Below are 12,033 nucleotides of genomic sequence, written 5' to 3'. Positions count from 1 at the left end.
CAATATTAAAGTCGAATAAAATGAAAGAAGATTTTCTTCATTATCTTTGGAGGTTTAAAAAATTTGACACCCTGAATTTAAAAACGGTAAACGAGGAAGAAGTTACAATTATCAATACAGGGAATTACTTAGAACTCGCAGGACCTGATTTCTTTAATGCCCAAATAAAAATAGGAGATCAAAAATGGGCAGGAAATGTTGAAATACATTTAAAAGCTTCAGACTGGTATTTGCATCTTCATGAAAAAGACAAAGCTTATGAAAATGTAATATTGCATGTGGTCTGGGAATATGATGCTGATATTTACAGACGAAATAATGCAGAAATTCCGGTATTAGTTTTAAAAGATTACGTATCTCAGGAAACTATTTTAAATTACAATAAACTAAAAGCTCCAAAATCATGGATTTATTGTGAAAAACAAATTGCCAATATACCAGGATTTGTTTTTAAAAACTGGCAGGAACGCTTATTCTTTGAACGTCTGGAAAGAAAATCACAAGTTATTTATGATTTGCTTGAAGAAAAAAATCAGGATTGGGAAGCAGTCTTGTTTTGTTTATTAGCGAAGAATTTTGGCTTGAATACAAATGGAAATGCATTTCTGCAGTTAGCAAAAGCAATTCCGTTTTCCATTATCCGAAAAGAAAGTTTTGAACTTGAAAACCTAGAAGCTTTATTTTTTGGTACAACTGGTTTGCTAGATGTAGATAAAGAAGATGTTTATTTTAAGGATTTGAAATTCAGGTATTTTTATCTCTTGCACAAATATCAAATCGAAAAAGTCTATGTAGAGCCAGTTCAGTTTTTTAAGCACAGGCCGGATAATTTTCCTACAATTCGACTTTCGCAGTTAGCTGCTTTATACCATCAGTACCAAAACTTGTTCTCTAAAATAATAGAGTTAAAATCTATAGATAGTATTTATAAATTATTTGATGTCTCAACCAGTTTGTACTGGAAAAATCACTATCAATTTGATAAAGAAAGTCCAAAAAGAACAAAATCATTGTCTAACTCATTTATAGATTTATTGGTCATAAACACCATTGTTCCTTTGCAGTTTGCCTATTCTAAAACAATAAATGAATCAGTAGCAGAAGATTTAATATCTATTTTGGATAGCATATCTCCTGAGAAAAATTCCATCATCGAAAAATTTAATTCATTTGGCATCACTTCTCAAAATGCCTTTGAAACACAATCTTTAATACAGCTAAAAAGTCAATATTGTGATGTTAACGGTTGTATGAAATGTGCTGTTGGTATGGAATTATTAAAAAGCAATTAGAATAAGAAATATGGCAATTGTAAAATGTTGTATTTTTGCATAACTTATTACTTCAAATGATGTCACTGATTTTAAAACTGAAATTCTTTTTCGAAAAATATGGTTTTCACGTATCTTCCAGATTAGCAGATAAACTTGGAATGCGTGTTACAAATGTTCGTCTCTTTTTTATTTATATTTCATTTGTTACCGCTGGTTTGGGTTTTGGAGTTTATCTTACCCTTGCATTCTGGATTAAGCTGAAAGATTTAATTAGGGCAAAAAGAACGTCGGTGTTTGATTTGTAAACTATCAAATTTATGTCATAAAAAAAGGATTATAAAGCGAAACTTTATAATCCTTTTTTCTATTTGGATAATTCTTTATTCAGGATTATTCAATTTACTGTTTTTCTTACCGTATATAAAGTAAATAAGAATTCCTAATGCCATCCATATTACAAGCCTTGCCCAGCTTTCGTTTGGCAATGAATACATTAAGGCAAAACAGATAACAATACCGGTTATAGGGACAAATGGAACCCACGGAGTTCTGAAAGCTCTGGGCGCATCCGGCATTTTTTTACGCATAACCATGACGCCAATACAAACTAAAACAAAGGCTAATAAGGTTCCAATGCTTACCATATGACCTAAATCACTAACAGGAACAAGGCCTGCAAATAAACTAACGAATACTAAAAAGAAAAGATTTGTTTTCCATGGAGTACGGAATTTTGCATGAATTTCGCTAAAGAATGGAGGCAGTAAACCGTCTTTACTCATGGTGTAAAATACACGGCTTTGCCCCATTAGCATTACCAGCATTACGGAAGTATATCCTGCTAAAATAGCGATAATTAAACCAGTCTGCAAAAAGTCATATCCAGTTACAGCAAAAGCAGTAGCTGCAGGTTTCGCATCACCAGCAAATTTATAGTAAGGCACAAGTCCGGTCATCACATGAGAGAATAGTACATACAACAATGTGCAGATTATTAGTGAACCTAAAATACCAATCGGCATTCCTTTTTGAGGGTCTTTAGCCTCTTGTGCTGCAGTTGAAACGGCATCAAATCCAATAAAAGCAAAGAAAACGGTGCCGGCACCTGCGGCAATTCCAGACCATCCAAATTTTCCAAAAACGCCGGTGTTTTCAGGAATGTAAGGAGTGTAATTAGTTGTGTCTATGAATTTCCATCCTAACACTATAAATATAACAACCACTGCGACTTTTACCACAACTAATATATTATTTATTGAGGCTGATTCTTTTGTTCCTTTAATTAACAATAAAGAAAGTAATGAAACAATGAAAATTGCAGGTAAATTAACTATTCCTCCTTCTACCACTGTACCATCACTTAATGTCAGAGTTTCCCAGGGAGAACAGATTAAATCGGGAGGAAGGTGGATATTAAATTTTGCGAGTAGTTCAAGCAGGTATCTGGACCAGCTTACTCCTACAGTTGCTGCTCCCAAAGCGTACTCTAAAACCAAATCCCACCCAATTATCCAGGCCATAAACTCTCCCATAGTAGCATAAGAATAAGTGTAGGCACTACCAGCAACAGGAATCATTGAAGCGAATTCAGCATAACACAACCCTGCAAATGCGCATCCTATTGCAGCTAAAACAAATGATAAAGTAACAGCCGGACCAGCATGGTCTGCAGCTGCAATTCCTGTTAGAGAAAATAGTCCTGCCCCAATAATTGCTCCAACTCCAAGTGCAACAAGCGAACGTGAAGATAAGGTCCTTTTTAATCCTTTTTCAGATTCGGATGCTTCACCAAGCAGTACCGAAAGAGGTTTAGTTTTCCAAATTGACATATTAAAATATGGGTTTATTGTTATTAAGTTCCAAATGTATTGTTTTTTATAAAAAATAAAAACAATTAAGGACTTTTAAGTTATAAAATATTTAATTTTTAGTTAGAAATGATAAAAAAAGTTCTGAGTATTCCTCATTGCTTTACTTTATTAGTAAATTATTTTTTTAAATATTTTTATTTGAAATAATAAAATTAAGGTATTTTTCTTATAAATTAGTATCCGATTATTCGTTAAACACCTGAAAAATGAATTTTAAAAATATTGCACTTTATTTAAAATATACAAGCCAACAACGCAAAGGGATTTTTTGTCTGTTTATTTTGATTGTTGTTTTACAGCTATTTTATTTTTTCTCTGATTTTAGCAAGCCTGAGAAAGCAAATCCTGAAGAACAGAATTGGCTGGCTTTACAATCTGAAATTGACTCCTTAAAAATAATCAAGAAAGGTTATGAACCTAAAATTTATCCTTTTAATCCCAATTTTATTTCAGATTATAAAGGATATAAACTCGGAATGTCAATAGATGAAATTGACAGGCTGTTTGCCTTTAGAAAAGAAAATAAATATATTAGTTCTGCTGAAGAATTTCAGAAAGTAACCAAAGTTTCAGATTCTTTATTAGATGCTATTTCGCCTTATTTTAAATTTCCGGATTGGGTGCAGAATAAAAAGACTTTCATATATTCCAGTAAAGAACCTGTATCACAAACATTCTCTAAAAAAGAAAAGCTAATTGTTTTGGATATTAATCAGGCAAGTCAGGATGATTTAATGAAAATTAAGGGAATTGGTGAAGGATTGTCACTCCGAATTTTAAAGCAAAAAGAAAGTCTGGAAGCTTTTGTTTCAATGGAACAGATAAATGATGTCTGGGGACTTTCTCCGGAAGTTATACTCGAATTGAAAAAATATTTTGAGGTTTCATCTTTCCCAAGAATAAAAAAAATCCCCATAAATGATGCATCCTTAAAGGAATTGTCTAAATTTCCATATTTTAAATATACGTTGGCAAAGCAGATTGTAACCTTTAGAAGCATGAACGGAAATATTAAAAATATTGAGGATTTGATAAATATTAAAGGCTTTCCTGTTGAAAAAGCAAATATAATTAGTTTATATTTGGAGTTCTAAAACAGGTTACAAATGAATTTTGATTATAATGAGACGCAATCTATGATTGCGCAGTCTATAAAAGATTTTGCCGAAAAAAACATAAGACCTTATATAATGGAATGGGATGAAGCCCAAGTTTTTCCAATTCCGTTGTTTAAGAAATTAGGTGAAATGGGGTTTATGGGGGTTTTGGTTCCTGAAGAATACGGAGGGTCTGGTTTAGGATATCATGAATATGTAACAATAGTCGAAGAAATTTCAAAAGTTGATCCTTCAATAGGATTGTCAGTAGCGGCACATAATTCATTATGTACGAATCATATTCTGACTTTCGGAAATGAAGAGCAAAAGAAAAAATGGCTGCCAAAACTTGCAACAGCAGAACATATTGGGGCTTGGGCATTGACTGAACACAATACGGGTTCTGATGCAGGAGGTATGAATACAACTGCTGTTAAAGATGGTGATTTTTGGATTGTAAACGGTGCAAAAAACTTTATAACTCATGCAATTTCAGGAGATATTGCTGTTGTAGTGGTTCGTACGGGAGAAAAAGGTGACTCAAAAGGAATGACAGCTTTTGTGTTTGAAAAAGGCATGCCGGGATTTACTTCAGGAAAGAAAGAAAATAAATTAGGGATGCGTGCCAGCGAAACAGCTGAACTGATTTTTGATAACTGCCTTGTGCCAGATGCAAATAGATTGGGTCAAGTAGGTCAGGGCTTCGTTCAGGCTATGCAGATATTAGATGGAGGCAGAATTTCTATTGGAGCTTTATCACTCGGAATTGCAAAGGGAGCGTATGAAGCTGCACTTAAATATTCTAAGGAAAGGCATCAATTTGGACAGCCAATTAGTAATTTTCAGGCAATTTCATTCAAATTGGCAGATATGGCAACTGAAATTGAAGCTTCTGAATTGTTGTTGCACAAAGCGGCTTTCTTAAAGCAAGAACATAAGCCTGTTACGAAATTAGGGGCAATGGCAAAAATGTATGCATCAGAGGCTTGCGTGAAAATTGCAAATGAGGCAGTTCAGATTCACGGAGGTTATGGTTATACAAAAGATTTTCCGGTAGAGAAGTTTTACAGGGATTCTAAGTTGTGTACTATTGGCGAAGGTACGACTGAGATTCAAAAATTAGTTATTTCCAGAAATTTGTTGAAAGAATAAACAATGAATTTATTTGTGGATAAAAATCTGTTGTTTTATCTGAGTTCTTTTCTTTTTAAAATAATTCATATTTATAACCTGTAATTCAGAATTAATACATACTTTTGCAGCCTTAACGAAAGGAGGTGTCTATATTATGTTAATTATACCAATTAAAGACGGAGAAAATATCGATAGAGCATTAAAGCGCTATAAAAGAAAATTTGATAAAACAGGAACTGTTCGTCAGCTAAGAGCACGTACTGCTTTTATTAAGCCTTCTGTTATCAAAAGAGCTCAAATTCAAAAAGCGGCTTACATCCAAAACTTGAAAGATAGTTTAGAGAGTTAGTAATAGCTTTTGTAAAATAATTACCGTTAGTCATCAAAATAATTTAACTTTGATGCTAACGGTTTTTTTATGCTTAATTTTTTAAGATGTATAATGGTTTGAAAAGATGTCTTTTTATGAAGTCAAATAAAGATGCGTTTCGTGATTATCTTCAGCTGGAGAAAAAATATTCGGCACATACTGTTAAGGCTTATTTGAATGATATTTCATTTTTTGAGGAGTTTAATAAAGCTCATTTTGATCAGGATAGTATTGAGGGAGTGAATTACAGTCAGATAAGGAGCTGGATTGTTTCTTTGGTTGATGAAGGGGTTTCGAATGTGTCTGTTAATAGAAAGATGGCTTCTTTGAAGTCTTTTTATAAGTTTCTTTTAAAAACAAAACAAATAGAAATTAGTCCAATGCTGAAGCATAAGGCACTAAAGACTCGTAAAATTGTTCAGATTCCTTTTTCTGAAAAAGAGTTAACTGATTTGATGCAGGAATTTGGGACTCCGGTTGGTTTTGAAGAAGTAAGAGATAAGTTAATTGTGGATCTTTTTTATACAACTGGAATGCGAAGGGCTGAATTAATACATTTAATGATGGTTAATGTAGATTTATCTTCAAATGTGGTTAAAGTTTTAGGGAAAAGAAATAAAGAACGTATTATTCCGGTTTTGCCAATCATTGCTGAACAGTTTAAAATGTATGTGCTTGAGCGTTCTGCTGTTGAGCAAATAGTAGATGATGATTATTTTTTTATTTCTAAAAAAGGGTTAAAATTGAGCGAATCTTTTGTGTATCGTTTAATAAATTCTTACTTTAGTAGGGTCTCTGAAAAGGTAAAAAAGAGTCCTCATGTGCTTCGGCATACATTTGCGACTCATTTATTGAACAACGGAGCAGATTTAAATTCAGTTAAAGAATTATTAGGGCATTCTAGTTTGGCGTCTACGCAGGTTTATACTCATAATAGTTTGGCGGAACTTAAAAAAGTATATGCTGGCGCACATCCGAGAAGTAAATAATGGTTCTGAAATGTTTAATCCTAAAATTAGTATTATGAAGGTAGATGTTCATGCCGTTAACTTCACTGTTGACAGAAAGTTGGTAGATTTTATTCAGGAAAGAATGGATAAGTTGGAAAAATATTACGATCGGGTTGTCTCGGCAGATGTTTTTTTGAAGGTTGAGAGAACAAGTGATAAAGAGAATAAAGTTGTCGAGATCAAGATTAATGTTCCTGGAGATGAATTTTTGGTAAAAAAGCAATGTAAGACTTTTGAAGAAGCGGTTGAACTTTCGGCGGAATCATTAGAGCGTTTACTGGTAAAAAGGAAAGAAAAGATAAGAGCTCATGTATAATTGAAATTTTTTTTCGAAAAATGTTTTGATACAAAGATAAAATAGCTACATTTGCAGTCCGTTAGAAATAGCGGACTTTTTTATTGTATTCGCCGATGTAGCTCAGCTGGCTAGAGCAGCTGATTTGTAATCAGCAGGTCGTGGGTTCGAGTCCCTCTATCGGCTCAATATATTTCAAATAGGATTTGGGATAGGTTCTTTAAAATAATGAGATTTAAAAATTAGGGGAGATACTCAAGCGGCCAACGAGGGCAGACTGTAAATCTGCTGTGAGAACTTCGCAGGTTCGAATCCTGCTCTCCCCACAAATAAATTTTAGATGGTTTTTCAGGTTTTGATTGTAATTAAACAAAATGCTGAATTGAAGTTTTTAAATCAAGTGTTCTGCCGGTGTAGCTCAGGGGTAGAGTGCTTCCTTGGTAAGGAAGAGGTCTCGGGTTCAAATCCCGACATTGGCTCAAGTAAGTAGGAAATTGAAAATTAATATATAACTAAGATTAAAAATTAAGTAAAATGGCAAAGGAGAATTTTAATCGTTCCAAACCGCACTTAAACATAGGTACAATTGGACACGTGGATCACGGAAAAACTACATTAACTGCTGCAATTACAAAAGTATTGTCAGATGCTGGTTACTGTCAAGCAAAATCGTTTGATCAAATCGATAACGCTCCAGAGGAGAAAGAAAGAGGTATTACTATCAATACGTCTCACGTAGAGTATGAAACAGCTAACCGTCACTATGCTCACGTTGACTGTCCAGGTCACGCGGATTACGTAAAGAACATGGTTACTGGAGCTGCTCAAATGGACGGAGCTATCTTAGTAGTTGCTGCTACAGATGGTCCAATGCCACAAACTCGTGAGCATATTCTTTTAGGACGTCAGGTTGGTATTCCAAGAATCGTTGTTTTCATGAACAAAGTGGATATGGTTGATGATGCTGAGTTATTAGAGCTTGTTGAAATGGAAATTAGAGATTTGTTATCTTTCTATGAGTATGATGGAGATAATGGTCCTGTAGTTCAAGGTTCTGCTTTAGGAGGATTAAACAATGATCCAAACTGGGTACCTAAAATTATCGAATTAATGGAAGCTGTTGATAACTGGATCGAAGAGCCGGTACGTGACGTTGCTAAACCATTCTTGATGCCAGTTGAGGACGTATTTACAATTACAGGTCGTGGAACTGTTGCTACAGGTCGTATCGAAACTGGAGTTGCTAACACTGGAGATCCTGTTGAAATCATTGGTATGGGAGCTGAAAAATTAACTTCTACTATTACAGGAGTTGAGATGTTCCGTAAAATCCTTGATAGAGGTGAAGCTGGAGATAACGTAGGTTTATTGTTAAGAGGTATTGATAAGTCAGACATCAAAAGAGGTATGGTTATTATTAAGCCGGGTTCAGTAAAGCCACACGCTAAATTCAAAGCTGAGGTTTATATCTTGAAAAAAGAAGAAGGTGGACGTCACACTCCATTCCACAATAACTACCGTCCACAGTTCTACGTACGTACAACTGACGTAACAGGAGTTATTTCTTTACCAGCAGGTGTAGAGATGGTAATGCCAGGTGATAACTTGACAATTGAGGTTGCTTTATTAAGCCCAATCGCAATGAACGTAGGTTTACGTTTTGCTATCCGTGAAGGTGGTAGAACAGTAGGTGCTGGTCAGGTTACTGAAATCGTAGAATAATTTCTATAAATATTAAAAACAAAAGCCAGTTGCTTTTCTTGATGAAACAACTGGCTTTAATTACGGGCGTAGTTCAAGGGTAGAATAGCGGTCTCCAAAACCGTTGATGGGGGTTCGAATCCCTCCGCCCGTGCAATAAAAAATATATCAAATGACAAAAGTTACGAATTATTTATCAGAGGCTTTCGAAGAGTTGAAGTCAAATGTTACTTGGCCTGCTTGGGCTGAGGTTCAGAAATTGACAATTGTTGTGGCTGTATTTTCGATTCTGTTCGCTTTGGCAACTTGGGGTGTAGACGAATTTTTTGCAAAAGCTTTGGCTGGATTTTTTAACTGGTTAAAAGGATAATTTTTTTGTGATGGCAGATAATAATGTGAAGAAATGGTATGTAGTTAGAGCTGTAAGTGGCCAGGAAAATAAGGTAAAAGCTTACATTGAAACTGAGATTGCCAGATTAGGGATGGAAGATTATGTTTCCCAGGTTTTAGTGCCTACTGAAAAAGTGGTTACTGTGAAAGAGGGGAAAAAGATGTCTAAGGATAAGGTATATTTTCCTGGATATGTAATGATTGAAGCTAACTTGGTTGGTGAAATACCTCATATTATTAAGTCTATCACTAGTGTTATTGGTTTCTTGGGGGAAATTAAAGGAGGAGAACCTGTTCCTTTGAGATTATCTGAAGTAAATCGTATGTTAGGTAAGGTGGATGAGCTTGCTGTAAATACAGATACAAGATCGATTCCATTTAGCTTAGGTGAAACTGTAAAAGTAATTGATGGTCCTTTTAATGGGTTCAATGGTACGGTAGAAAAAATCAATGAAGAAAAGCGTAAACTTGAGGTAATGGTTAAGATTTTCGGAAGAAAAACACCGTTAGAACTAAGTTTTATGCAGGTTGAAAAAGTATAATTTTGTTACATCTATAATATCCACTGTAATCGCTTCCAAATGATTATGGTGTTAAATTTTTAAAAAATGGCTAAAGAAATTAGTAAGGTAGTTAAACTACAAGTTAAGGGAGGTGCTGCGAACCCGTCGCCACCGGTTGGACCTGCTTTAGGAGCTGCTGGGGTTAATATCATGGAGTTTTGTAAGCAGTTTAATGCTAGAACTCAGGATAAACCTGGCAAAATTTGTCCAGTGCAAATCACTGTGTACAAAGACAAATCATTTGATTTTGTTGTTAAGACTCCTCCAGCTGCAGTACAGTTAATGGAAGCAGCAAAGCTAAAGTCTGGATCAGGTGAACCAAATCGTAAAAAAGTAGCTAGCGTTACTTGGGATGTTATCAAAGCAATCGCTGAAGATAAAATGGTAGATTTAAATGCATTCACAATCGAATCAGCAATGAGTATGATTGCCGGAACTGCTAGATCTATGGGTATAACTGTATCAGGAGAAGCTCCTTTTTAATTAAGAGAAAGAAATGGCAAAATTGACAAAAAAGCAAAAAGAGGCTGCTTCAAAAATTGAAAAGAACAAATTGTACTCTTTAAAAGATGCTGCGGCATTAATTAAAGTGGTTGCTTCTGCAAAATTTGATGAGTCTGTTGATATCGCAGTTCGTTTGGGTGTAGATCCAAGAAAAGCGAATCAAATGGTAAGAGGTGTAGTTACTTTACCTCACGGAACAGGAAAAGATGTTAAAGTATTAGCATTGGTTACTCCAGATAAAGAGGCTGAGGCAAGAGAAGCTGGTGCAGATCACGTTGGTCTTGACGATTACCTGCAAAAAATTAAAGATGGTTGGACAGATGTTGATGTTATCATCACTATGCCGGCTGTTATGGGTAAATTAGGTCCATTAGGTCGTATTTTAGGACCTAGAGGTTTAATGCCAAACCCTAAAACAGGTACTGTAACTATGGATGTTGCAAAAGCTGTTCAAGAGGTTAAAGCTGGTAAAATTGACTTCAAAGTTGATAAAACAGGTATCGTTCACGCAGGAATTGGTAAAGTTTCTTTTGGAGCAGAGCAAATTGTTGACAACGCACACGAAATTATTCAAACATTAATAAAACTTAAACCAACTGCTGCTAAAGGTACATACATTAAAGGTATCCACCTTACAAGCACTATGAGTCCTGCTATTGCATTAGACCCAAAAGCAGTATAATTGGTAGTTAAAAATTTTTAGTATGACTAGAGAAGAAAAATCAATCGCGATTGAAAATTTAACTGCGCAGTTAGCTGGTACAAATATCATTTACATTTCTGATATTTCTGGTTTAAACGCAGAGACAACTTCAAACTTGCGTAGAGCTTGTTTTAAAGCAGGCATCAAATTAGAAGTTGTGAAGAACACTTTGCTTGCAAAAGCAATGGAAGCTTCTGCTAATGACTATGGTGATTTACCTACGGTATTAACAGGTAATAGTGCTATATTTATTTCTGATGTTGCTAACGCACCTGGAAAAATTATCAAAGATTTCCGTAAAAAATCGGATAAGCCACTTTTAAAAGGAGCTTACATCAATTCTGAGGTGTACATTGGAGATAATCAATTAGATACATTAGCTACAATTAAATCTAAAGAAGAGTTACTTGGAGAACTTATTGGATTATTACAATCTCCAGCTCAAAGAATTATTTCTGCTTTACAAAACAAATTTGCTGGTAGCGAAGAAGAAACTGAAGCATAATAATCGAAACAGAGAGAATTTAGTTGCTCTGTTGCTTAATTAGCGCACAATAAACAAAATATAATTTTACAAATCATTTTAAACGATAGAAAAATGGCAGATTTGAAACAATTCGCAGAACAATTAGTTAACCTAACAGTTAAAGAAGTTAACGAATTAGCAACAATATTAAAAGACGAGTATGGTATCGAGCCTGCTGCTGCAGCTGTAGTAGTTGCTGCAGGTGGTGGAGAAGGTGCTGCTGAAGAAGCACAAACTGAATTTACAGTTGTATTAAAAGAAGCTGGTGCTTCTAAATTAGCAGTTGTTAAATTAGTAAAAGAGCTTACAGGTTTAGGTCTTAAAGAAGCTAAAGATGTAGTTGATGGTGCTCCAAGTACTGTTAAAGAAGGTGTTTCTAAAGAAGAGGCTGAAGGTCTTAAAAAATCATTAGAAGAAGCTGGAGCTGTAGTTGAATTAAAATAATTTAACTCGGTTTTAAGAACTAGGTTTAGGTCCTGAGTTAACACTCAAAGGCCTAAACCATTTTTCGTATAATAAAATACATTAAATTTTATTATCAAATAGTTTAATATACGAAAGAGTTTTTGATCAATACGAAGAAAAAAAATGAAAC

General features: G+C 34.6%; 15 protein-coding genes and 4 tRNA genes. 18 read left to right on the top strand and 1 reads right to left on the bottom strand.

Annotated elements, in window-relative coordinates; translation table 11 throughout:
• Window positions 1-20 precede the first annotated feature (20 nt).
• Both ACNC7R_RS17355 and ACNC7R_RS17350 read left to right on the top strand, forming a co-directional pair.
• Window positions 21-1,292, top strand: coding sequence for a DUF2851 family protein (locus ACNC7R_RS17355; RefSeq protein WP_417942280.1), 1,272 nt, complete (start codon window positions 21-23; stop codon window positions 1,290-1,292).
• Window positions 1,293-1,351: 59 nt separating this feature from the next.
• Window positions 1,352-1,579, top strand: a complete 228-nt coding sequence (locus ACNC7R_RS17350; protein WP_025571258.1) for a PspC family transcriptional regulator — start codon at window positions 1,352-1,354, stop codon at window positions 1,577-1,579.
• 75 nt (window positions 1,580-1,654) lie between these two features.
• Here the strand turns inward: ACNC7R_RS17350 and ACNC7R_RS17345 are convergent, their stop codons facing one another.
• The gene (locus ACNC7R_RS17345; protein WP_417942279.1) at window positions 1,655-3,103 is read right to left on the bottom strand and encodes an amino acid permease; all 1,449 of its coding nucleotides are present in this window, start codon (window positions 3,101-3,103) and stop codon (window positions 1,655-1,657) included.
• Between the two features lie 248 nt (window positions 3,104-3,351).
• Between ACNC7R_RS17345 and ACNC7R_RS17340 the strand changes: the two genes are divergently transcribed.
• The 16 genes from ACNC7R_RS17340 (at window position 3,352) to rplL (ending at window position 11,882) form a co-directional block, all read left to right on the top strand.
• Window positions 3,352-4,239 carry a ComEA family DNA-binding protein gene (locus ACNC7R_RS17340; protein ID WP_417942278.1) on the top strand — a complete coding sequence of 296 codons (888 nt, stop codon included), beginning with the start codon at window positions 3,352-3,354 and terminating at the stop codon, window positions 4,237-4,239.
• A gap of 12 nt (window positions 4,240-4,251) precedes the next feature.
• A complete protein-coding gene (locus ACNC7R_RS17335) occupies window positions 4,252-5,394 on the top strand; it encodes an acyl-CoA dehydrogenase family protein (RefSeq protein ID WP_417942277.1) in 1,143 nt (380 codons plus the stop codon).
• Window positions 5,395-5,530: 136 nt separating this feature from the next.
• Window positions 5,531-5,725 (top strand): 30S ribosomal protein S21, encoded by a 195-nt coding sequence (gene rpsU, locus ACNC7R_RS17330; protein ID WP_025571153.1) that lies wholly within the window; start codon window positions 5,531-5,533, stop codon window positions 5,723-5,725.
• A gap of 116 nt (window positions 5,726-5,841) precedes the next feature.
• Window positions 5,842-6,735 carry a tyrosine-type recombinase/integrase gene (locus ACNC7R_RS17325; protein ID WP_417942276.1) on the top strand — a complete coding sequence of 298 codons (894 nt, stop codon included), beginning with the start codon at window positions 5,842-5,844 and terminating at the stop codon, window positions 6,733-6,735.
• A 34-nt stretch (window positions 6,736-6,769) separates the two neighbouring features.
• Window positions 6,770-7,072 carry a ribosome hibernation-promoting factor, HPF/YfiA family gene (gene hpf / locus ACNC7R_RS17320; protein ID WP_417943191.1) on the top strand — a complete coding sequence of 101 codons (303 nt, stop codon included), beginning with the start codon at window positions 6,770-6,772 and terminating at the stop codon, window positions 7,070-7,072.
• A 91-nt stretch (window positions 7,073-7,163) separates the two neighbouring features.
• A tRNA-Thr gene (locus ACNC7R_RS17315) sits at window positions 7,164-7,237 on the top strand.
• Between the two features lie 59 nt (window positions 7,238-7,296).
• Window positions 7,297-7,377 (top strand) — tRNA-Tyr (locus ACNC7R_RS17310).
• 81 nt (window positions 7,378-7,458) lie between these two features.
• Window positions 7,459-7,530 (top strand) — tRNA-Thr (locus ACNC7R_RS17305).
• Window positions 7,531-7,585: 55 nt separating this feature from the next.
• Window positions 7,586-8,773 (top strand): elongation factor Tu, encoded by a 1,188-nt coding sequence (gene tuf, locus ACNC7R_RS17300; RefSeq protein WP_417942275.1) that lies wholly within the window; start codon window positions 7,586-7,588, stop codon window positions 8,771-8,773.
• A 62-nt stretch (window positions 8,774-8,835) separates the two neighbouring features.
• Window positions 8,836-8,906, top strand: a tRNA-Trp gene (locus tag ACNC7R_RS17295).
• A gap of 18 nt (window positions 8,907-8,924) precedes the next feature.
• Window positions 8,925-9,122: a preprotein translocase subunit SecE gene (secE, locus tag ACNC7R_RS17290; protein ID WP_008466927.1), complete on the top strand. Its 198-nt coding sequence runs from the start codon at window positions 8,925-8,927 to the stop codon at window positions 9,120-9,122.
• Between the two features lie 10 nt (window positions 9,123-9,132).
• A complete protein-coding gene (nusG, locus tag ACNC7R_RS17285) occupies window positions 9,133-9,684 on the top strand; it encodes a transcription termination/antitermination protein NusG (protein ID WP_012024012.1) in 552 nt (183 codons plus the stop codon).
• A 66-nt stretch (window positions 9,685-9,750) separates the two neighbouring features.
• Complete coding sequence (rplK, locus tag ACNC7R_RS17280; RefSeq protein ID WP_025572417.1) at window positions 9,751-10,188, top strand: 50S ribosomal protein L11; 438 nt, start codon at window positions 9,751-9,753, stop codon at window positions 10,186-10,188.
• A 13-nt stretch (window positions 10,189-10,201) separates the two neighbouring features.
• Window positions 10,202-10,891 carry a 50S ribosomal protein L1 gene (gene rplA, locus ACNC7R_RS17275; protein ID WP_025572415.1) on the top strand — a complete coding sequence of 230 codons (690 nt, stop codon included), beginning with the start codon at window positions 10,202-10,204 and terminating at the stop codon, window positions 10,889-10,891.
• A gap of 22 nt (window positions 10,892-10,913) precedes the next feature.
• A complete protein-coding gene (rplJ, locus tag ACNC7R_RS17270; RefSeq protein ID WP_417942274.1) occupies window positions 10,914-11,417 on the top strand; it encodes a 50S ribosomal protein L10 in 504 nt (167 codons plus the stop codon).
• Between the two features lie 93 nt (window positions 11,418-11,510).
• Window positions 11,511-11,882 (top strand): 50S ribosomal protein L7/L12, encoded by a 372-nt coding sequence (rplL, locus tag ACNC7R_RS17265; protein WP_025572412.1) that lies wholly within the window; start codon window positions 11,511-11,513, stop codon window positions 11,880-11,882.
• Window positions 11,883-12,033: the final 151 nt, after the last annotated feature.

It is taken from the genome of Flavobacterium adiutor, from assembly GCF_048282555.1.
Classification (GTDB): domain Bacteria; phylum Bacteroidota; class Bacteroidia; order Flavobacteriales; family Flavobacteriaceae; genus Flavobacterium.
Note: the sequence above shows the minus strand (reverse complement) of the source record. Positions and strands in the feature narration are given on the sequence as shown.